This is a genomic window from Paenibacillus xylanexedens, assembly GCF_017874615.1.
Classification (GTDB): domain Bacteria; phylum Bacillota; class Bacilli; order Paenibacillales; family Paenibacillaceae; genus Paenibacillus; species Paenibacillus xylanexedens.
The window spans coordinates 25,190-45,162 of sequence record NZ_JAGIKV010000014.1 but is presented as its reverse complement, the minus strand read 5'-3'; the positions used below and the strand labels follow the sequence as shown (position 1 = coordinate 45,162).

Sequence of the window (19,973 nt, the reverse complement as noted above, 5' to 3'; positions counted from 1 at the left end):
CTATATTCGTTTGGCAAATGACTTTTACTTACTCCACGATAAAAAAAGATTTGCAGTGGCCTTGTAGCCTTCTGCAAATCTTCTCATCTTCTATAATACATCTTATTTACTACATCATATCGCTTCATGGCCATCGCTTGGAATACTAACCAATATTACGCCTCTTCTTGCACACTCAATTGTACATATTGGGTGAGACGACAATACTGAAATAACAGCAACTCTTCACTACCTTGTCCAAGAGCCACGCTGCGCCCTTCCTTGATGAGGTGATTCAACAACTCATGCAGGAAACTCATCTGTAGCCGCGAGGATTCCGCTGCGAGCTGTTCAAGTACCTCAATATCCCGGATCGTAAACTGGGATAACCCGCGCAGCAGCAACTCTTCTGACCAGCCGTTAATTCTCTGCATAAACTGATTATATTCTTCCAAGTCTGCCCATCCTCCCATTACCGATATCCAGTTTCAGACTGAGCACCGTTTGACCCTTCAGGAAACTAATCGGGCTAACTCGTTTTGGTTCCACACGCACAAAGGCATAGAAGTGTTCAAGCGATTGGGAACCATATCCTGACTCCAGTCTTTGGATCATCGTCTGCCAATCAGTTGAATACGGGAGAGTGAGTGCCAATCGTTCTCCTACGGCACTCTCAACCGTCAGGACAAGATCCTGCGTTTGTTTGACAAAGTTATGGTCCACGATTCGAGCAACTTTGATCATAGCCAATCGTTCTTTGGGAGCAGCAAATAAGTCGAACGATCGCGATTCCTCTTGAAGTACAGACGTTACGTCTTGCATGGTTTTGCCCAGATTCAACGTTTCCACACTCGTTCGTGGCAAAATAGCAAGTTTGGCACCTTCCCCGGAAGAGATCCGGCGTTCTTCATTCACTTTCACTGAATGGAATTGAACTTCTTCACCCACAAACTGGCGTAAGGTCAGATTAGGCAGCCATGGTGTGAATGCACCATAATGCTCTGTATATGAAAACTGCTGATCATCATAATATACAGCACGTACATCGCTATATGTGTAGATTTCCTCATCATCGAAACAATAGAAATAATAGGTGATTCCACGGAAACCGGATCGTGTCTCCCACGCGTCAGCTCCCAGTCCATACAGATGAAGTGAAGGCACCGTATAGTATTTACTTCGAAAACTGCCAATGAGCTGACTCTGCTGAATGGCAGACACCTTTTCTTCTTCAAGAACCTGGAGTGCAAGATACAGCTTGCTTACCCGATCCAACATGGATTGCATGGAGAAACGTATATGTCTGTTGAAAAACAACTGTAGTTCTCCTTGAATCCCTCGTAAACTGCGTTCTATGTCAGGCAGGTTGCCACTATGAGCTGCAATTGCCAGAGTCTCCAGTTGTGCCATATAGGACTGAGGAAGGCGGGCCAGTCCCGTCTTCAACAATCCTGCCAGCATAACCCGACATTCCTGCACTGTCTGAAGAGAGAACTTGGCCTCGTACACCCGTCCACTTAATGCATCCGTATCATCCAGACCTTTTAGGTTCCGATACCGTAACAAAGCTTCAAGCTTGGCCATTTTCCCGGCTGTCTGCTGCACCTTACATAGTGCTTTTGCAAGGTTCGCTTCCTCACTAAAAGACACCTCGATATTCTGGGTGGTCAGATGAACCGTAAGAAGTGAATCTTCAAAGATCTTAATTTCCTCTGGGTATCTCAGTCGGAAAACAACTTCCTCAATCATGGAAGAACTATACGATTTAATTAACACGGGAAGGTCAGACTCCGTCATCCAGCGGAAGCGAGACTCGATCTCACGTGACACCGTATGCGGAATTTCGCTTGGATCGTCCACATTTGATACTAAGTTTGATGCTGATTCTGTTACTGATACGTTTTTTGGTACGTCCAACGGATCATTATCCGATATCCCTGAGTCCTTATCCAGCGCATGCATATCGTCTTCATTCATTGAATCCTCTGCCATATATTCCCGTTGTTCATACAGAATTGCAATCAGCACATGCTTGCAGATATGATCGGCCGGGCAGGAGCATTCCCAATGATCCAGCGTATTTTCAAGCGTACATTGTGTCCCGTCACTGAGCTGACAACTCACAGATGATGCATTCCATGTGTACGTTACACTTACACCATTGTCCAACTCTTTCAAAGACCTTTTGTACAACCCCTTGTTGGCATAACGAATCAGATAATCCTCTGTACACAGCTTCGAAAAAATCCGGAATTTCTCCTTGAATCCACTCACGTCATCAACGCCCCGTTGCTCTTAGAATATCGTAGATCGTTTCACTGAACACGCGACCTGGAACGTTGCCTAGAGCAATGGGTTTGTTGTCACCGTAGTAATAATATTGCTTGTTATTCGGTTTGAAGAAATGTAGGGATTCCAGGGTAATGTCATCCAAACCCTCGTAATACGTGATGCTCGTACCACTGAATTGCAATTCCGCAACAAGATCTCCGTACTCTTTATAAAATTCATGAAACCAGCCGCCGTCCTGTGCCGGTCCTTTGATCCAACCGTATTTCTCCAGTGCTTTGGGGAAAGCCGTTGGTGAAAAATCAGACTCGGGCAGATGATCGTATTCATTCTTCGTTTTATCCTCATCCTCTGGCTGGTGAATCTCACGATTCAATTGCTCGAATGGCTGCTTGATCTCGTAATCCTCCAACTGCGTTGTCCAACCTTCAAGCGTCGCCTGATCCAGTTCCAGCGGGTGTATAAGTCCCACCTGCGCACCTGAAGGCAGATTAACCTCATCTTCATCCACAGAATTGAAGGTGCCATCCTCCATATAACGGAACGTGCTAATCAGAGCGCCATCCTCATACGTTCCCCAGATCAGACCAACAGCAAATTTCTGCATGATTACATTTTGTACAAACAATGCTTTCCACTCATCGGCAGACCACAGACGTTGTTTGGACAATGACTCTTCCAGACGCTGCGCCTGAATGTTAACCATGGATTTGAGATCTTTTTTCAGCTGTGTGAAACGTGCCTTGGACTGCGCTGCCAATTCAGGGTCATCTTTCTGTGCAGGAGCAGGCAGACTCTTCACGGATTTGCCCGTTTCTTCATTTAAGACAACGACTTGTAAGTCTCCATTGACCTTAACCAGGAAGGAACGCTCTCCGTAACTCAGCTGCATCGTTCCTTTTTCATCAAAACCAAGTGTAGTGACCAGCCGATCCTCCAGTTGTTCCGAGGTAAGTCCCATATTATCCGCTGCAAGTTGCAATGCTTCTTCTGCTGCACCTTTCACCTGACGGTTCTTCACACCACGTTTGATTTTATCAATCGCCATAAGAGCGGATGGTTCTTTCAGATAAGCGAGCACTTTTACAGCATCTGCTGCAATCGCGCCACGACTGTTTTCTGTCCATTCCTTAATTTGCGGAGCCAAAATATTCACAATGTGAATATCGCCAAAGAGTGCTGAAACATACATCACCCACTTTTCTTTCGCGGGGGCACCTTCTTGAATCCAGACCTGAAGCAATTCACTTGCAAAACGAGCGAGCGATGCCTCACTCACGTAATCCCGTAATTCATTTAATCTTTCATTAGGACCGGATGTATGATCCAATGATTGGACCAAAGCATACTGTTTAATCCGGTCATCTAAAGGCTGATTGTCTTCAATACGTATCAGTGAAGGGAGATCTTTCAAGGACAACCAACTCAGTCTCGACAACTTTTTGGCATCCGCCTGATCAGCGAGTGCAGCATGGGCATACTCTGGACTTAGATCTGCGGTATCCAGCAGAATTTGGATCAAGCTCTTCCAATCGTCGGACTTCTCTTTCTTCAAAAGTTCACCGTACAGTTCCTTGCTGTTTTCCAGACTGCGGATTGCAGTCAGAGCCATTTCTTTGATCGCCACTTTTTTCTCCGAGAGGTATACGAGCGTATACAAGTCCTGATCAGGAATTCGGTTGAATTCCGCTAACGCCACGCCGTTGGCCTTTTTGGAAGAATCCTGCAGTCCGGCACGAATCGCTTCGGCCAATATTTTCTTCGATAACTCATCACGCTGTTCAAAGGTAATCTCCAGAATTAAAATGCGTGTATCTGTTGGCAGTTTCTTGTACTGTGTCAGTGCATAGTCCAGATTCTGCTGAATGATTCGGCGGTATTCGTCATGCGGCATCGATTTGTATCTGTAGTCGGTCATGCCATTGAGTGAGATCAGGCTGGTTAGCAATTTCTCACGTTGCACCTCAGGATCTTGCCCATAACGTTGAAGCAGCTGCTCTCCACTAAACGCATATGAATTGTACATGTCCGAGATAATATCCAGTGTCCAATCTGGATGAGTGGTCAGGATTGCGAACCTGCGCATCGCCTCCGAGTCCAAGGGCAGAAAACTAATACTAATGAGGTTGTGAACACGCTTCTTATCCCGATTCAGTTGATTAAACAACCCGCGACTATTCGGGTCCTCCCAATATTCCTCCAGGGTGTTTTCCCCACTTAAGTATCTTGCAATCGCAAGCCCTTGACGTCCCCCGTCCAAAGGATGCCGAAGAGCGTTGAATACCACTTGCTCCAGTGACCCCTCCGCATTAGGCAATGTCAATCCTTGATCCTCCATGAATTTCTGAATGCAGAGTTTGAGGAATGGCGGTTTCATAATCTCGTATGCTCGAATCGCTTGTTCAGGACGATTCGCGATCGCGGATTGTAACATGTTCCAAGATACCGTGTACGAATTAAGCTCGTCCCGCAACATTTCAACCAACTGATAAGGTTCATCCAGAGGCACAAGTCCAGCAAGCAGATCATTTGGACTCTTGGCTCTAGGGTCCATACTCAGCAAGTAACGGCGAACTTCAAGTGGATAAATCTCATGTAATTGATGTACTGTGTGAAGCAAAACATGCCCAATCTCACTATTTGTATCAAGGAACCGTTGTTTACCTCCACTAATGTTAATCAGGTACAACAAGGCACCACTCACAAGTACCATAGTTTGATGGAATACTGTGTTTGAACATTGCTCTTTTGAAGAGAAAGACGTATTGGGATACAGTTCAGCTATGAGCTGACTACGCTTCTCCTTGAGGAATTCATCCTTCAATTCTTGGGAAGATCCGTTATGCTTTCCTTGAATATTACTGACCACTACAGGTTCAATCAACGTATGTAGCTCGTCCCGCAACTTATCTGCATCATTAGCCATTACATGTTGAAACAACACTGGTAACGATTGAACAGAAGATTGAACCTCTGCAAGATGAGAAGCCGTGTCACTGAGTCTTGAATATAATTGCAGCAGCATTAATGCATTAATTACATCCCGGTAATCCCCTTGACTGTCCGCTTTTTTGGAATCAAAAAGCCACTGGGCACGCTTTAATTTACTCTTTAATTCAGTCAAAATTTCGTTCTCGCCTGCAAACTGTTTGATCTTCTCCAACCGGGACAACAATCCATCCATACGATCAGCACTTTTGCTCTTCCCGCTTAATCCGTAAGCTTCGGAGTCATTTCCCATACAGACAGTAAAGGCATCCGTTCTCCATGAATTTCTTTTGGAATAATTAGATTCCAGATATATCACAATAGCCCCGGCACGGTAAAAGATATCTCCGTCGTCTTTTTTGGCAAGCTTCATGAGCAGATCAATCGTTTGATACACATAATGACTCGAATTTCCCAACATATCCGGGAACTTGTCTGTCGTTCCCAAGACGTAATCAATAATTTCGGAGCTTCGATCTGTTTTTAATGAATACTCGTTTGAACAAGTTACTGCGAATTTCTCCACCAAAGTTTCAACTGCGCGGTCTGCGGTAAGCATTACACATTCCTCCTTGAATTTAAGTGATGATCTCGCCAATCCAATCCGCGAGTTCGTTAGGCGTAATTGCTGCTACATGTGCCCCCATATTGGTTAATGTCTGTGCGGCATGTTTGTTATAGACTGAATCCCCGTTAAAATCGAGCGCGGTGAGAACCAGTAGCTTGCATCCTGCATCGATAATATCTTTACAGGCTTTATACATTTGCGCGATCGGGTACCCTTCCTCCAGATCACTGACCAGAATAAAGATGGTTTTGCCTGGATTATCGATTAACGTCTCGCCATAACGCAACGCTTTCGTAATATGTGTGCCCCCGCCGAGCTGTACATTCATGAGCACGTCTACGGGGTCTTCCAGCCTGTCGCTCAGATCAACAACCTGCGTATCAAAGATGAATAATTTCGTGCGCAGCGCATTCAATCGATAGAAGATGCTGGCCATCACCGAACTGTAGATGACTGAATCCAGCATACTGCCACTCTCGTCCACACCAATGATGATGTTCCACTTGTTATGGGGCTGGATATTCCCGTCGAAATACAGACGATCAATCACAAACCTGCGCTTGTTTTTATCGTAATTCTTCAAATTCTTGGTGATAGTTCGCTTGAAATTCAGATTGCGCAAAGATCGTACTGAACTCGAGGTATAGCGACTGCGCTTGCCCATGATACTCGCTCGGGTCTGAGATTCCAGCTTACTACGCAGCTCTTCAACCACGGTTCGCACGATATCCTTGGCGCTCTTTAACACCTCACCTTTCATCCGTCCTTTGAACTGCATAATGTTCTTGAGCAGATTCATGTTGGGTTCAAGGGATTCAAGCAACTTTTTGTCCGTTAACAATTCTGTCAGCCCATAACGATCAAGCGCCTGTTTTTCCAATATTTCGACCGTTGGTTTGGGGAATAGATCCCTGACCTTGTGCAGCCATTTTGGTACAGTCAGGTTAGACGCACCGCGTCCTCCCTCTTTTCGGTAACCTTGTTCTTCACCGTATTCACGGTTATAGAGATACCCCAGAATCTCATCGATTTCCGTATATTGAAATTCAGCAGAAGTGTATTGGTCTGTATTACACAACCCTTCTTCCGCCGATTCACCGAGAATCAGACGCCATCGATTTAAGGTTTCAGCAGAATGTTGATCCCCTTGTTTGCTTCCATCCGGATTGGAACTTTCATTGATTTCTCCGGTTCCTTCCGTTGTCCGATTCGCTTCATTCATATTAGCTTCCATGCGCCAAACTCCTTTCGAAGCGCTTCGTCCCACGTCTTGGACTGAATCAGCATCTGCTCATCAACCGCAGGCCTCAACATTTCCTCTGGCTCAACCTGATGCAGACCCGCCACCCGCTCGGCAATCAAGCCCGTCTCCATTGGTGTAAAGTAGGTGAATGCCAACCGCAATTCCGGTACCATACTGATGAAATCGTCGTATGACAGCTGTTCAATCAGATAATTCAACTCAGACAACAGCTGATCTTCATATAAAAAAGCGTCACGTGCTACAGTGAATACTCCCTGTAAAAAAAGTGCCGTTTGACGGGTCTGATCCGGTGTACCATGGATATACCCGCGAGCACGATCAACAATCTCATCCCTGGGCCTGTCACCGAGCCCTGAGGAAATAGCCACACATACACCCTCCAGCTGAGCCGGAAGCTGGTGATCCGACAGAAGCTCATTCAGATGTATTCGGAATGTCTCATCCTGAAAATACCCCTCTGATGACTCCGCGAGCATGGCTAGCAGCTTCAATCCCTGAATAATGGCTTCATGTTCATCCGGATTGGCTCTGGAGAGCTGTAACAACTTGTCCACGGCGTTCCTATAGGCTTCGGATACCAGATCAGGAAGATGTTGCTCGTCAGATAATCCCAGCAACCTGCGGTGTTGATGAATTCGGTTCAAGACATGCAGACTATTACATAAGGATATAAAATTCCCGTCCATTCTAAGCGCTGAGCGGACCTGTTCATAGAGTTTCATCGCTGTGTCTTGAAGCCCCATGAGCAACGCTTGAAGCATGAGTCGGGCAAGTTCACCGCTATGATGATCCGGTACTTCCTGCATCTGTTCTTCCATTTTGCGTGTAGCCGCTCCGGCAAGTGTTCCGCCATAGAGGGAGTTCTCTATCAATCTGGCTTCAATGCGAGATGAGTACATATAAACCCAGGTTTCGCGCACAAGATTCATATCACGCTCTGCGATCCAGTCCGGCCCCGATTGCCGTTTCGCGAATTCCGGAACCAGATAGGTGATGCATTGAATCAATTGGCTTATCTGACGATGCTCCGGTTTTGCATACAGATCCAGCACTTTCTTGTGTTGACCTGTTGTGCGAATCTGCAGTTTGTACTCTGTACAACGCGCCTTGAAGTCTTCCACGATGGGAATACTGAATGAATTGGGAGCCACGCTTCCAATGACGTCTCCTGTCAATAACCGTTGCAGCTCTTGAAGCGGTTTATCGGTCGCCAAGGTAAGCTCCCCCTTCACAAAGGAAGAGAGTGCTGCATCCATTAACTCATAGACGCCGCCTTCCCTTTTACCCCGAAGCCCGGCAAGACCTTGAATCATGCTGTACGCCTCAATCGCATCACTGGTTGATACATGCTCGTGTCCGTCCCGTAATTGGCGCATCAGCCGGGATAACAAGTCCAGAGCCGTTAGATTATACGGTGTACTCTTTTTGCGAAGCAGCTGGTTCCAGATCTGATCGTAATAATTTACATAAGGCATGCCGCTCGCATATCCATTGAGCCGATCCGCTTCAGCAAAGGTATAGACCATCGGGTACATTTGTTGGTGAACCGTATCTGGATTAACCGCACTTTGTTGAGACGTTCCTGGTTTACCTTGTCCATCCAAACGTTGGTCTGTATGCTGTTTATCCAATTCTGGCTGTTCCAATTCCGATTCATGTTTCTCTGACATCATCAGTCCATACGTATGAAATCCACCGGTAATGACAAGCACACGGTCATGTTCCTGCACCGCTTGATTAATACGTTGTCTCATATGTGCTTCTCTTGCCAGATCACCTGAAGACTGTAATCGTTCCGTGGAATAACACATTCGGGATAACGTACAATACGTGAATACATCCTGCACGAATGCCTGAGTGGATTTTTCCAGGCCGCCAATCTCAAACACCTTTTCCCACAATTCATCAAAACTGCGGCAGTTTGTTTTTTGGCATAATCGGTTAATGAAATCAGACCCCGCAAGCAAGGTTTCGTCCTGAATAGAGATCTCCTTTTGTTCTGTCTGGTCGGATTTGGATGCACGAGTGGAGAAGTGTTGATAGTCCAGGTCAATAAACTTCGCCGGAATATCCAGCCGTTTTGCTTCTTTCAAAGCTACATATTCAGGCGAATAACGAAGCATCGGATAATAGCAGGCTTCTCTCTCCAATTCACTCTCGTAGGTATAGTACAGACTGACAGGAGGAATCGTTGCCTCATCACTCAGCACCGAAATTAATGGATTACCACTCTCCGGTCCTTCGATCAGAATAATATCCGGCTTGTACTCCTCAATTAATCGTAACAAGTGATACGAACATGCAGGGCTATGGTGTCGTATTGGATAATAAACCGTATGATTACTCAGGTTATATACCTGTGACTCGAACAAGGATTGTAACTGCTCAACATCAGGGTCCAGAACTGCTGTTAACCGATCCATTTTCTCTCCTCATAATAGTCCTTCCACATTCCCTCTTCCCTGGAACGTTCTTTTACGACCTTGGAGAAGTAGGTTTTGAGAATGGACAGATCCTTATCGTTTTCCTTTGCAATGGTCCCTAGCATGTTCTGTACCAACCGATCCAGCCCAATAGCCTTATCTTCGTAATAATAGGAAGTCATCGCACTCTGGACATAGACAGACACCGCTTCCGCCGTACTCATGGATGCTTGAGGGGTGTCCAGCTTGTAGCCTTCCCGTGTCATGCCGGTGCGCAGTTCCATGAATGTTGTAGCCAGCAATTCAACCACATCCGGGTTAATGTCAATATCAATTCCACTATGTAATAACAGGCTTCGTGCCTGGGATTCAATAATTTTGGCTTCCATCTTTACGTTATGAATGGGCTTGATCGTTTCAAAATTGAACCGACGTTTCAATGCACCACTCATTTCGTTTACACCTTTATCCCGAATATTGGCTGTAGCAATGACGTTAAATCCAGGTTGGGCAAACAGTACACCGCCATCCAGTTCAGGAATGCTCATGACCTTGTCACTGAGAATACTGATCAGACTATCCTGCGCTTCAGCCGGACAACGTGTAATCTCTTCAAAACGCGTAAGAATACCTTTCTTCATGCCGTTATATAACGGTGATGGCACAAGTGCCGCTTCCGAAGGGCCTTTATCAAGCAGCATGGCGTAATTCCAGGAATACTTGATCATATCCTCTGTTGTGCCTGCTGTACCTTGAATCGTGTTTAGACTGGTACCGGAGATCGCTGCGGTCAGCAGTTCGCTAAGCATGGTCTTGGCTGTCCCGGGTTCTCCCACGAGCATTAATCCTCGATTGCCTGCCAGAGTAACCACTGCACGTTCAATTAACACGTCATTGCCATAGAATTTGCGGGTAATCGGGATCTCTTCTCCATTCAATAATGCAGGCTTATCCCTGCCTATAATAAAATCGCGCACATAGGCGGGAGATAACAGCCAGTTCGGGGGACGTTTGCCCTGATCTTCCTCTCGCAGCGCGCGTAATTCAACCTCGTATAATGTCTCGGCGGGTGGTTTAAGCATCTCCATCGTCAAGGTGTCTCCTCTCACGTAAACAGATCGTATGTTCTTATTCCTATCATTTTATCACAGCACTCCAGCAACTACCCGGTAAAACGATAAAAATGGTTGAAACGTCCTTCTTATCAGCACTTCTTCTAAGTCCATGGACATAGCCTCTAGCGCAAATATGAAGGTGAAATATCCTTACAGCCGTGCCAACACACTGGTTTCGGATCAGAATCAGCATGCTTATACCCATTTAAAGCATTGTAGGCCATATGACCTTAGGAATCATTACACTTTCGATCATGTGTTTCAACCAAATGAAGCCCATTATTACAAAGAAGACACAGGCCATCAGCAGCCTGTGTCTTCTTATATGTCAAATTTCACCCAACATCTATGAATTTTGATGGAAACAACCAATCTCTCAGAAGTCTCTACTTACATTCTACGCCCACACGAAGCTGAATACAGCTCATTTAACATTTTGTTGTAATATGTTTAACTAAGTTACACCAGAAGGTTGATTTAACAGGCGGACAACAACTTCTGGTGTAACATCTTTAACTCTGGTGTAATATAGAAAACGACATTTGGTTATCAATTTGTTAACATGTTAACAAGACTTTTTTGAATTTCTCGCGCCTTCCTTGATACCGTGTTCGTAGGCGACAGAACAGTATATTGCGCCTTTGCTTATATATAAATCCTCTATTTCCGTTAATAACTCCGTCCTCACGCCAGGCACATCCCAAAGCTCATTAATAATTACGGATAATCTTCTATGCAACAAATCCTCTTTCTTTTCGCAATACTCCAAAATTGAACTTATTTGATTGCTACCGTCCCTCTGATTTTTCATAAGATTTCTCCTGTAGTATGAATGTGTCCTTAATCATCGTTTACCTATCGAGTTTTAGATGATATAATGTGCCTCGAAACTAAATTGCTTTTCCCCGACTAAGGAGTATTTGAAGTGACTAAAATCTCCCGGGGCCGATGTCTGTTAAAAGTTAGGATTGCTGAAGCGAAGACGACCCAAGCTCAGTTGTCTAGGAGAACCGGATATTCTCAACAACAAATTTCGAACTGGGTGCATAATCGTGAGAAAATGTCTTACGAAGCAACCGTCTTGTGCGCATTTGTCCTCAACTGCCATGCTGAGGACTTTTATGAATGGCATCTATCCTAGCGCCTTAACAGGCGTCGCCTCGGGATAAAGTATAGCCCTTCCTATACAAAAAACTTAGAAATTCATGTAACACCCCTCCTGTGTACCCCCTCCCTCATTTCCAAATAAATCATATCATATGAAAAATGTGGAATTTGTCGAAGTGTGTCGCTATTTACCAATCGTATCCAATAAACCTATACTAGGATCGAAATTTCTTGACAATTACAATTACATTGTGATATAAGAAAGCCCGATTATCCATTGGATATCGGGCTTATCTCATTTTATCTCGGACAATCTCCATGTGGATTTTGTTTTTTGCTATTTCCCGCTGAAGCCCACCTCGAAAATGAGCCATGAGGCCAAACCTCGTCTTTTCAATTGATTCTACTTGATCCATGTTTACAAGCAGCCCGCTGTCTAACTGTACAAGATTGGGGAATAATTGTTTAGCAGCCTCATATTTTCGAGCATCTGTAAAAGATGTTTTGCTCGTATGATAATGCGGAACCAAATAATTCTTAACCGGACTGAACATGTCAATATAACAGAGATCAGTCAAACTGTAGAAATCATATTCCCCTATCTCTTTGTCATTCAGTGTTCTCGATCCAGCAATGCGGTATTTTAATTCATCCATAGATTCACACTACTTTTTCAACTTTTTAAGCGCCTCCGGCATTGGTTGTGAGCCGATGAACACTTTCTTACTGTCTACATTATCGGCAGCTTGCTTCTCAATTTTTAGAGAAAGCATTTTGGCTTTTTTTTCATTCATGCTTTGCACCCCCTTTCATTCTTTGACTCGTTGTATCCATACCAGTAATATTTGCGCGGACAAAACAAATACAACTTCAACTGATAGGATGCTTGTGTTAGCAAGACAGACGATAACTATTGACCAACGTGATAGATCGGTATTGATCATCATGTAAAAAATGGATAAGAGTATGCTTAATATTACCACAGTAAATGTACTCATGGGAATTACAGGAGCCGTGGAAAATAAAGCCACAGATACAACAGTACACATTGTCAAATTAAGATGCAGACCGCCAGTAATTTTCCGAGCAAATGCAAATGTACTCATAGCAATAATCGAACCTATTAAATGTCCAGTGAACCAGGATGAAATCAGAGTTAATATGATAGTTAAACGAAAATTTAGTTTCCGGCCCACTTCATAGGCAATAACTTCCGCATCTGCTGGTGGATAAGCTCTCTTTATGGACATTGCATACTTACGAGAGATTGTTTCAATCAATTTGCAAATCCCTCCGGTTTGAGAAGTAATATGAAATACCGAAACTCAATAATGCTGCCGGAACCAACAAAACGATCATGTAGTTAAGCAATAGCACCATGGCAAATGAAACGAAGATTAGCACGCCAATTGTAGTGATTAAAAGCCCTTTGTTTTTCTCATAATTGACTGCAATATTGAAATCATGCGGAGGTAAAGGGATGAACGAAAAGCCCCAACGAAAAAGTGTCAGACAAGCAGAAATAAAGTACGCAATGCTTATCGCTGTAATTTGTAACAATTGCACTTTGTACCCATGCGTCTCCAGTATCACAGCTTGGGCGTTACCTCCAATCGCTATATACCCCAACGTCAAAAACAATTGGACGGTGACGTAAGCGCTCATACCAGCACTGGACATAAGAGCAGCGTAAAACATTTTAATTTCAAGAACATAACGCATGAATAATATAATCAGTAACATTAAAACTGCCGTATCAATAATTGGTACGACGATTAAAATCCTAATGATATATGAAATACCAGCTGCTAAAACTGCAAAAAAAATCTTCGACCACAACCTATCCATTACTGGCACGCGATATAGCCTTAACATCAAAGCCAGGACCGCAAATACATCAAAAGCACCAATCAACACATAAGCAATTACCGCCACGTAGGACCCTCCACTATAAGAATGACTCAATTATAATGTATGGAGTGGCAATTACATAGCCAAAATCATACAGTTGCTGATATAATTTCAACTAACTTGATCCATCGATATTCTTCATCTAACATCAACTTAACTTCACGCCGAGAGGTATTTAAACCTACAACCACACCCGACAACGGTTCGTCATAGAAAGGGTTAAATAATACCAAATCAATCGTACTACTTCTATTATAAGAGTCAGTCAGCACTTCCCCAATTCGCTGATACTCTTGTTCATCTAAAACTGGCTTTCCCCGTCTCTCCTGCTGCTCACATTGAGCTAACCAAGCCTCTCTGTGTTCAGGTATGATCATTCTGGATGATTCGTACAATCCGTTTCCCTCAAGTCTGCTACGCATACAAGCTCCTCCTTAATATTCAGTCCAATAGTCAATGTTTCCCGACGGCGGCGTGCGGTCAACCTTAGGCCGTTCACCTTCACGCTCCCAGCCTTCGAGGATGACGATGTTGGCCGTATCCGATATATCATCCCAATGTATGTACTCAGCGGCAATGAGGGCGTCCAAAGCAGCCATGACATCGGGCTTGTGCTTCCCTGTTTTAACCGTTAGCTCGTGAATTGTGGGAAACCGACGTCGACCACCTTTGTAGTTGTACAAGATCCGAAGAACCTTCCTTTGATAATCCGTTAACATGTAATCACCTCTGGTCATATTATATGCGAACGTACGTTCTTTAAGCAACAGTAAATTCAGGGATATATGGAATTACATATAGAAACATTTTCCTAGGTCTGTTAGACTACACCTAAGAAAAAAATTAGGGGGATAAATAAGAAGATGAAAATTGTTCCAAGCATCATAATGACAGTGGCTTTCATAACACTGGCTGCGTGTTCTTCTCCAACCACTGCTGATAAGAAAGAAGAAGTCTCCATTACAAGCGAACCTGTTACTCAAGTTAAAGAACCTACGGTAGAAACCACTACTGCACCTGAAGTTCAGGAAGATAAGGTTACATCCATCAACAAAAACGATAAAGCGACAATCGATGGATATGCGGAGGTTTCAGTGAGTAGTGACAAAATTTCCAAAAAGATAGAACCATCCACACCAGGTAGTTACTATACATATTACGAATCTAAAGAAGATGATTCTACCTATTTAGCGATTGTACTCAAAGTAAAAAATCTAAATACAAGTGGCACTGTGGCAGACGAATTAGCGAATGTCACCTTTACATTTGATAACCAGTACGATTACCCAACCTTCAGCACTGTAGAAGACAAAGGTGGCCAGGATTTCACTTACAGTAATATCGTAAGTATTAGCCCACTCAAAACAGCGACACTTTATTATATAGCCGAGATCCCGAACGAGGTCGCGGAAAGTGATAAACCGTTAAAGGCTGTGATTAAGGCGAAAGACAATACATTTGAATATACAATTAGATAATCAAAGGCCCTCCCACACAATTGTTGGCAGGGCCTTTTTGACGCGTTAATTAGAACATACGTTCTTTTAGCGACAACAAAAATACCCAGTCACACAGACTAGGTACATTTATAGTAGCACTCATAGGAGAGAGAGTAGTAACATCATTCCCACTGTGAGTGAATTTATTCTTCTTCCACGTAAACAATTAACTCCCCTGGTGTAACTCCGAGATACTTGCAGAGCTTGTCTATAACATCTCTCGGGTACCGCTCCATTGAGTCATTATAGAACCGTCGGATCGTTTCGAACTGACAATCCAGTTCCCGGGCTAATTCCCTAATGGAAATGTTATTACCTCTTGAGTCGAGTATGTTTTTCAAATTGGATTTAATCACGGACAGGCCCCCTTAATATCATAATATCATGACGAACTAAATTTATCAATTTGTTATTGACGAACTTAATTAGTCATGGTAACATTGCCTTATTGACGAACTAAGTTTATCAGGAGGCGATGAGATGTTCCCTTATCTCGCAAGAATGGCTGAGTTGTGGTCTCTCAATAAGAAGCGTTCGTTAACCGATGCCGAACTTATTGAGTTGGATCAATGTATGTCCCTCAACGCCAAGCATTGTTGGCAATTAGCCCGGCTTCAGAACGAATCCTTATTGGCATCCATGACGGATGATGTTGAGTGGCAGCATGAGACGTGCGCTCGGCTGGAGGAACTACAGATCACTGGGAAAGTTACATATGGTGATGCACGATGAACTGTGAACGCTGTGGCGGCTCCGGCCGCTACTCCTCAGGTTATGTATGCTACCAATGTGCTGGTACAGGTAAGCAGAACCCTGAGTCAGTCCGATTAATATGTATAAAGGCGTTTGATAAGTATGGCTTCAATCCAGGTGACCGCTGTACAGGATGGGTAACCACCCCTGCTGTGGTCACACAGGAGATGCGATACATTGTAAGGAACTGGCGTATTAAGCGTGAATACACCATTTTAGAGCGTCATGTGAAGGAGTATTTCACGGTATTGAAGAATAAATAATTCAGGAGCGTGATTGGATATGAAAGTTAACCAAAAAAGAAATGTAACAGTTTCTGAGCTAAGTAATGTTATAAACAATTGTGAGTTTCTTCTGAGATTTGACATTGAGATTAAAGGAAGTGGTGTATACCTTATCGTGGAAACAGATACTGCAAACGTGGAATACAGGGAGTCTTCCCAAAAAGGTATGATTACATTTTTGTATCATCTGAAGTCTGCACTAAGTAATAATCAAGAGGATGTAGACAGTTTGATTTCGGAATTGATGAAACAACAAGAGGGAAGATGTTAAATGAAAAAGTTATTTTTAGCTATTATCGTATTTGGGATTATGTTCGCTGTAATCTATTTCAATCAAGAACCTGAAGATTATCGAAAGAAGCCTGTCGAAGAAAACACACCGGTAGCAACTGGGCAAGTTGTAGAACTGATCTTCCCTGCTGATCGCTATCCAGAGACTGCAAAGCACATCCAGGACGCCATAGACAGCGGTCATGCAGCTACATGCACCATTGATAGGGATGGTGCTGATGAAAACCGCAAACTATCCCTGAGAGGCGTAGAAACAAAGAAAGGTTACGATCGTGATGAATGGCCTATGGCAATGTGTGCTGAAGGCGGAGAAGGTGCAGATATCGAATACATAAGTCCATCAGACAATCGCGGTGCAGGTAGCTGGGTAGGAAATCAATTAGAGGAATATCCAGACGGTTCATTAGTAGAATTTATATTTGAGTGAAATGGAGGAATAGTGATGAAATTCGGATTTCGAAAACCAAGCCTGAAGAAACGTATAGCTGCTAGAACCAGTATTAAACGTCAGATCGTACATCGTGCCGGATTGAAGATGCCTCGCGGATATGGATGGTTACGCAATCCGAAACGAGCAGCGTACAACAAAGTGTACAACAAGACGACATTCGATATTTTCAAGGTGATCAAAAAGCTTTTTAAGTAACCAATCCCAAAAAGTAATAACCCATAACTTACCGCCTCAATCCTTTGTAGCAACACGCTATAATTGGGTTGAGGTGTTTTTATGTTTATAAGTCCTATGTTACTTGAAACAGCACCGGGTCCCTTCTCGCATTCGGATTTCATTTTCGAACCTAAGGTTGATGGACACCGGTTAATATATTCGCAACAGTCCGGATCCGTCCGGTTATATACTCGTCACAATAATGACTGCACACGTCAGTACCCTGAATTGCTGCTGCCGTTTGGCTCAGATATCATATTGGATGGTGAAGTAGCTTGCGCCGATCCAACAACGGGTTTGAACGATTTCGAAGCAGTCATGAGCCGCTTCAGCACTAAACAGGATAGTAAGATACAACAGCTCAGTCGTACGATCCCAGCCACATTTGCGATATTTGATATCCTGCATTACAAGGGTAAGGACTTACGCAAGCTCCCTCTCCTAGAGCGTAAAGCTATTCTACACAGCATTGCCTTGCCCTCTCCCTCCTTTGGCATCGTACCGCACATAGAAGGCGCCGGAGAAGAGTTGTACGCTCATATAGAGACTATGGGTATGGAAGGTGTAGTTGGCAAGCGCAAAGACAGCCAGTACGTAAGCAGACGGTCCAAGGACTGGATGAAGGTTATTAACTGGTCCTATGCCGATGTGTTCATTACCGGATACAAAAAGTCTGAGTTTGGATGGCTTGCTGCTGTTCCTGATCCAAATGGAAGGATGCGCCCAGTGGGAATTATTGAGCATGGCGCCAGTCCAAAACATAAACAGGCTTTTCGTGGAGTGTGTCAGCAGCTCGTAACTGGAGAGGACAAGAATCACGTTTACCTTGATCCCCGAATTCAGGTCAGAGTTAGAATGCGAAACTGGACCAAATCCGGCTTGCTTCGTATCCCTGTGTTTGATCAATTTATCGTGTGATTATATATTGTAAAGACAATACAGGAGGTGCTTTGTATGTGTGGTAGATTTACGATCACTGACCCCTTAGACGCGATAATGGACAGGTACTATGCATCTATAGCTGATGGCTTTGAGTACAAACCAAATTACAATGCAGCACCCATGCAATACATTCCCACAATTATCGGCAGCAAGAATGGTAACAGATTAGGTTCGCTCCGATGGGGACTCGTACCCGTTTGGGCAAAAGATGACAAGATCGGGAATAAGATGATTAATGCCCGGGCCGAGACACTGGCAGAAAAGCCAGCATTTAAACGTCTGATCAGCTCCAAGCGCTGTATTATTCCGACAAACGGATTCTATGAGTGGAAGAAAGAAGGAACGGCAAAGCAGCCAATGCGTATCTTGATGAAGGATGACCGCTTGTTTTCTCTTGCTGGCCTGTACGATACCCGGACAGATCCGGACGGAAACAAGCTGAGCACGTGCACAATTATTACAACGGAGCCAAATAGCATTATGGAAGACATCCACAACCGTATGCCTGTAATCCTGCGACCTGAGGATGAAGCTGAATGGCTTGGAAGAGATAATGATGATGTTCAGTCACTGCTTGCCTTGCTCAAGCCATATCAGGCTTCTGAGATGCGAGCATATGAGGTGCCGAAGGAAGTTGGCAATGTGCGGAACAACACTGAGGGTTTGATTAAAGAAGTAGGTTGAATGTAGAAAGAGCAGTGAGGCAGGTTGGTTCTCCATCCTGCTTTCTTTACTATTATATACACTCATCGTATTCATTTATTAACAAGATAAATTCATTGATTTATATGTCGTTTTAACACATAATCTAAAGATAAACCATTGGATGGTGATACATATGTTACTTAGTGACAGAAGTTTAAGGGTATTGGCAGAAGAACATAACATAGTGACACCTTTCCGTTACGAAAACTGTGAAGGCGCCACAATAAACCTCACACTTGATTCTAAAATCAAAAAGTGTATAAGTAAAACCCCGATTACTTTGGGTAATGAAGAGAAAGAATCAGATTATGAAGTAATTGACATCAACGAAACCTCATTTTCTTTGAAGCCTAAAGAATCAGTCATAGTTAAAGCAGTGGAATATTTTAATATTCCTTCCAACATGGTCGGGTTAATTTTTGAAAGATACAGCATAAAATTAACAGGACTTTCTGTAAGTCCTGCTAGTTATATGAACCCCGGATACCAAGGAACGCTTAGTTTCATTGTGGTTAACAATTCATCCAGGAAGATTAGACTTATAGCTGGTGTATCCTTCTGCCAATTGGCTTTATCGCCATTGGATTACCCAGCTGACACGCCATATAACAAACAAGATGCTAGATATTTAGGAGCGAGAGACGTGAGCATATCTAAGTTACATTTAGACAGGGAGATACAAGGATTCCTTGTATCGAGAGGCGTTAGTTCAGTTTCAGATGAAACAGCAGGAGAATTGGGAAAACATCTTATGAAAATGATTGATAATTCTGCTGATAGAATAGTTGAAGAACTGAAGAAAAAGTTTGGTGACCCAAAATGAGTATTAGTCTTAGGCAGGTTGTAAGAAAAAACCAAGAAGAAGCAAGCATGCGTAAATATTATGCTGAAAAATATGAAACTACACCTCCAGAAGAGAAGCAAAGGTTGCTGGATCACGTTTCTACTATGATAGACAAGGAAACTGATGATATTCTTAATGCATTTACAAATGAAGCATGGAAAGGGTCTACGGTAAGGAAAAAGCAGCGTAACCTTGCTATTGTGAATGCCATTCTAACAGCTGTGTTGACAGTAGGCATCGGTTATTCAGTTAATATAGAAAATTGGGTTATGGTTGCAATATTTTCTATTCCGCTGTTAGTGTTTCAAATTTATTTGATTTCTGAGAATTAGGAGATGTTCAAT

General features: G+C 43.6%; 25 protein-coding genes. 11 read left to right on the top strand and 14 right to left on the bottom strand.

Features of this window, described 5'->3' with window-relative positions:
* Positions 1-155 precede the first annotated feature (155 nt).
* The 7 genes from J2Z28_RS18555 to J2Z28_RS18525 form a co-directional block, all read right to left on the bottom strand.
* Complete coding sequence (locus J2Z28_RS18555; protein ID WP_211083610.1) at positions 156-434, bottom strand: hypothetical protein; 279 nt, start codon at positions 432-434, stop codon at positions 156-158.
* On the bottom strand, positions 421-2,253 hold the full coding sequence (locus tag J2Z28_RS18550; protein ID WP_211083609.1) for a hypothetical protein: 1,833 nt from the start codon (positions 2,251-2,253) through the stop codon (positions 421-423). The genes J2Z28_RS18555 and J2Z28_RS18550 overlap by 14 nt, the downstream gene beginning before the upstream one ends.
* A gap of 4 nt (positions 2,254-2,257) precedes the next feature.
* Positions 2,258-5,815, bottom strand: coding sequence for a DUF4132 domain-containing protein (locus tag J2Z28_RS18545; protein ID WP_211083608.1), 3,558 nt, complete (start codon positions 5,813-5,815; stop codon positions 2,258-2,260).
* A 19-nt stretch (positions 5,816-5,834) separates the two neighbouring features.
* A complete protein-coding gene (locus J2Z28_RS18540; protein WP_244988385.1) occupies positions 5,835-7,058 on the bottom strand; it encodes a VWA domain-containing protein in 1,224 nt (407 codons plus the stop codon).
* The gene (locus J2Z28_RS18535; protein WP_211083607.1) at positions 7,043-9,511 is read right to left on the bottom strand and encodes a DUF5682 family protein; all 2,469 of its coding nucleotides are present in this window, start codon (positions 9,509-9,511) and stop codon (positions 7,043-7,045) included. The genes J2Z28_RS18540 and J2Z28_RS18535 overlap by 16 nt, the downstream gene beginning before the upstream one ends.
* The gene (locus J2Z28_RS18530; protein ID WP_211083606.1) at positions 9,499-10,599 is read right to left on the bottom strand and encodes an ATP-binding protein; all 1,101 of its coding nucleotides are present in this window, start codon (positions 10,597-10,599) and stop codon (positions 9,499-9,501) included. The genes J2Z28_RS18535 and J2Z28_RS18530 overlap by 13 nt, the downstream gene beginning before the upstream one ends.
* 592 nt (positions 10,600-11,191) lie before the next feature.
* A complete protein-coding gene (locus J2Z28_RS18525; RefSeq protein WP_211083605.1) occupies positions 11,192-11,437 on the bottom strand; it encodes an oxidoreductase in 246 nt (81 codons plus the stop codon).
* Positions 11,438-11,551: 114 nt separating this feature from the next.
* Here J2Z28_RS18525 and J2Z28_RS18520 point away from each other — a divergent pair, with 114 nt between their 5' ends.
* Entirely contained in the window at positions 11,552-11,767 is a 216-nt protein-coding gene (locus J2Z28_RS18520) for a helix-turn-helix domain-containing protein (protein WP_211083604.1), read from the top strand.
* A 256-nt stretch (positions 11,768-12,023) separates the two neighbouring features.
* On the opposite strand, the gene J2Z28_RS18515 is transcribed toward J2Z28_RS18520, so the two are convergent.
* The 6 genes from J2Z28_RS18515 to J2Z28_RS18495 all read right to left on the bottom strand — a co-directional run bounded on the left by J2Z28_RS18515 (position 12,024) and on the right by J2Z28_RS18495 (position 14,243).
* The gene (locus J2Z28_RS18515) at positions 12,024-12,389 is read right to left on the bottom strand and encodes a hypothetical protein (protein ID WP_211083603.1); all 366 of its coding nucleotides are present in this window, start codon (positions 12,387-12,389) and stop codon (positions 12,024-12,026) included.
* A 9-nt stretch (positions 12,390-12,398) separates the two neighbouring features.
* Positions 12,399-12,527: a hypothetical protein gene (locus J2Z28_RS31505; protein ID WP_280530838.1), complete on the bottom strand. Its 129-nt coding sequence runs from the start codon at positions 12,525-12,527 to the stop codon at positions 12,399-12,401.
* Between the two features lie 15 nt (positions 12,528-12,542).
* Entirely contained in the window at positions 12,543-13,013 is a 471-nt protein-coding gene (locus tag J2Z28_RS18510) for an accessory gene regulator B family protein (protein WP_211083602.1), read from the bottom strand.
* The gene (locus tag J2Z28_RS18505; RefSeq protein ID WP_211083601.1) at positions 13,006-13,668 is read right to left on the bottom strand and encodes a hypothetical protein; all 663 of its coding nucleotides are present in this window, start codon (positions 13,666-13,668) and stop codon (positions 13,006-13,008) included. Before J2Z28_RS18505 ends, J2Z28_RS18510 begins: the two co-directional genes overlap by 8 nt.
* 65 nt (positions 13,669-13,733) lie before the next feature.
* Positions 13,734-14,066, bottom strand: a complete 333-nt coding sequence (locus tag J2Z28_RS18500; RefSeq protein ID WP_211083600.1) for a YolD-like family protein — start codon at positions 14,064-14,066, stop codon at positions 13,734-13,736.
* A gap of 12 nt (positions 14,067-14,078) precedes the next feature.
* Positions 14,079-14,243, bottom strand: coding sequence for a hypothetical protein (locus J2Z28_RS18495; protein WP_211083599.1), 165 nt, complete (start codon positions 14,241-14,243; stop codon positions 14,079-14,081).
* A gap of 264 nt (positions 14,244-14,507) precedes the next feature.
* Between J2Z28_RS18495 and J2Z28_RS18490 the strand changes: the two genes are divergently transcribed.
* Positions 14,508-15,122 (top strand): bZIP transcription factor, encoded by a 615-nt coding sequence (locus J2Z28_RS18490; RefSeq protein ID WP_211083598.1) that lies wholly within the window; start codon positions 14,508-14,510, stop codon positions 15,120-15,122.
* 164 nt (positions 15,123-15,286) lie between these two features.
* Here J2Z28_RS18490 and J2Z28_RS18485 read toward each other — a convergent pair whose 3' ends face one another.
* Positions 15,287-15,499 carry a helix-turn-helix domain-containing protein gene (locus tag J2Z28_RS18485; RefSeq protein ID WP_211083597.1) on the bottom strand — a complete coding sequence of 71 codons (213 nt, stop codon included), beginning with the start codon at positions 15,497-15,499 and terminating at the stop codon, positions 15,287-15,289.
* Positions 15,500-15,623: 124 nt separating this feature from the next.
* Between J2Z28_RS18485 and J2Z28_RS18480 the strand changes: the two genes are divergently transcribed.
* The 9 genes from J2Z28_RS18480 (at position 15,624) to J2Z28_RS18440 (ending at position 19,961) form a co-directional block, all read left to right on the top strand.
* Positions 15,624-15,875, top strand: a complete 252-nt coding sequence (locus J2Z28_RS18480; RefSeq protein WP_211083596.1) for a DUF7667 family protein — start codon at positions 15,624-15,626, stop codon at positions 15,873-15,875.
* Positions 15,872-16,159 (top strand): hypothetical protein, encoded by a 288-nt coding sequence (locus J2Z28_RS18475; RefSeq protein ID WP_211083595.1) that lies wholly within the window; start codon positions 15,872-15,874, stop codon positions 16,157-16,159. Before J2Z28_RS18480 ends, J2Z28_RS18475 begins: the two co-directional genes overlap by 4 nt.
* A gap of 19 nt (positions 16,160-16,178) precedes the next feature.
* The gene (locus J2Z28_RS18470) at positions 16,179-16,451 is read left to right on the top strand and encodes a hypothetical protein (RefSeq protein WP_211083594.1); all 273 of its coding nucleotides are present in this window, start codon (positions 16,179-16,181) and stop codon (positions 16,449-16,451) included.
* Positions 16,452-16,898, top strand: coding sequence for a NucA/NucB deoxyribonuclease domain-containing protein (locus J2Z28_RS18465; RefSeq protein WP_211083593.1), 447 nt, complete (start codon positions 16,452-16,454; stop codon positions 16,896-16,898). It begins immediately after the preceding gene.
* A 15-nt stretch (positions 16,899-16,913) separates the two neighbouring features.
* On the top strand, positions 16,914-17,117 hold the full coding sequence (locus J2Z28_RS18460; RefSeq protein ID WP_076328388.1) for a hypothetical protein: 204 nt from the start codon (positions 16,914-16,916) through the stop codon (positions 17,115-17,117).
* Positions 17,118-17,198: 81 nt separating this feature from the next.
* Positions 17,199-18,056 (top strand): ATP-dependent DNA ligase, encoded by an 858-nt coding sequence (locus J2Z28_RS18455; RefSeq protein ID WP_211083592.1) that lies wholly within the window; start codon positions 17,199-17,201, stop codon positions 18,054-18,056.
* Between the two features lie 36 nt (positions 18,057-18,092).
* On the top strand, positions 18,093-18,764 hold the full coding sequence (locus J2Z28_RS18450; RefSeq protein ID WP_211083591.1) for an SOS response-associated peptidase: 672 nt from the start codon (positions 18,093-18,095) through the stop codon (positions 18,762-18,764).
* 142 nt (positions 18,765-18,906) lie between these two features.
* Positions 18,907-19,608: a dCTP deaminase gene (locus tag J2Z28_RS18445; RefSeq protein ID WP_415841494.1), complete on the top strand. Its 702-nt coding sequence runs from the start codon at positions 18,907-18,909 to the stop codon at positions 19,606-19,608.
* Positions 19,605-19,961 carry a hypothetical protein gene (locus J2Z28_RS18440; RefSeq protein WP_211083589.1) on the top strand — a complete coding sequence of 119 codons (357 nt, stop codon included), beginning with the start codon at positions 19,605-19,607 and terminating at the stop codon, positions 19,959-19,961. Before J2Z28_RS18445 ends, J2Z28_RS18440 begins: the two co-directional genes overlap by 4 nt.
* Positions 19,962-19,973 lie beyond the last annotated feature (12 nt).

Bases quoted from the DNA above. Each gene is read 5' to 3' on its own strand.
- J2Z28_RS18540 (WP_244988385.1), bottom strand. From the start codon at position 7,058: ATGGAAGCTAATATGAATGAAGCGAATCGGACAACGGAAGGAACCGGA.
- J2Z28_RS18440 (WP_211083589.1), top strand. From the start codon at position 19,605: ATGAGTATTAGTCTTAGGCAGGTTGTAAGAAAAAACCAAGAAGAAGCA.
- J2Z28_RS18465 (WP_211083593.1), top strand. From the start codon at position 16,452: ATGAAAAAGTTATTTTTAGCTATTATCGTATTTGGGATTATGTTCGCT.
- J2Z28_RS18455 (WP_211083592.1), top strand. From the start codon at position 17,199: ATGTTTATAAGTCCTATGTTACTTGAAACAGCACCGGGTCCCTTCTCG.
- J2Z28_RS18480 (WP_211083596.1), top strand. From the start codon at position 15,624: ATGTTCCCTTATCTCGCAAGAATGGCTGAGTTGTGGTCTCTCAATAAG.
- J2Z28_RS18445 (WP_415841494.1), top strand. From the start codon at position 18,907: ATGGTGATACATATGTTACTTAGTGACAGAAGTTTAAGGGTATTGGCA.
- J2Z28_RS18545 (WP_211083608.1), bottom strand. From the start codon at position 5,815: ATGCTTACCGCAGACCGCGCAGTTGAAACTTTGGTGGAGAAATTCGCA.
- J2Z28_RS18525 (WP_211083605.1), bottom strand. From the start codon at position 11,437: ATGAAAAATCAGAGGGACGGTAGCAATCAAATAAGTTCAATTTTGGAG.
- J2Z28_RS18535 (WP_211083607.1), bottom strand. From the start codon at position 9,511: ATGGATCGGTTAACAGCAGTTCTGGACCCTGATGTTGAGCAGTTACAA.
- J2Z28_RS18500 (WP_211083600.1), bottom strand. From the start codon at position 14,066: ATGCGTAGCAGACTTGAGGGAAACGGATTGTACGAATCATCCAGAATG.
- J2Z28_RS31505 (WP_280530838.1), bottom strand. From the start codon at position 12,527: ATGAATGAAAAAAAAGCCAAAATGCTTTCTCTAAAAATTGAGAAGCAA.
- J2Z28_RS18450 (WP_211083591.1), top strand. From the start codon at position 18,093: ATGTGTGGTAGATTTACGATCACTGACCCCTTAGACGCGATAATGGAC.
- J2Z28_RS18495 (WP_211083599.1), bottom strand. From the start codon at position 14,243: ATGGCTGCTTTGGACGCCCTCATTGCCGCTGAGTACATACATTGGGAT.
- J2Z28_RS18470 (WP_211083594.1), top strand. From the start codon at position 16,179: ATGAAAGTTAACCAAAAAAGAAATGTAACAGTTTCTGAGCTAAGTAAT.
- J2Z28_RS18460 (WP_076328388.1), top strand. From the start codon at position 16,914: ATGAAATTCGGATTTCGAAAACCAAGCCTGAAGAAACGTATAGCTGCT.
- J2Z28_RS18490 (WP_211083598.1), top strand. From the start codon at position 14,508: ATGAAAATTGTTCCAAGCATCATAATGACAGTGGCTTTCATAACACTG.
- J2Z28_RS18475 (WP_211083595.1), top strand. From the start codon at position 15,872: ATGAACTGTGAACGCTGTGGCGGCTCCGGCCGCTACTCCTCAGGTTAT.
- J2Z28_RS18530 (WP_211083606.1), bottom strand. From the start codon at position 10,599: ATGGAGATGCTTAAACCACCCGCCGAGACATTATACGAGGTTGAATTA.
- J2Z28_RS18515 (WP_211083603.1), bottom strand. From the start codon at position 12,389: ATGGATGAATTAAAATACCGCATTGCTGGATCGAGAACACTGAATGAC.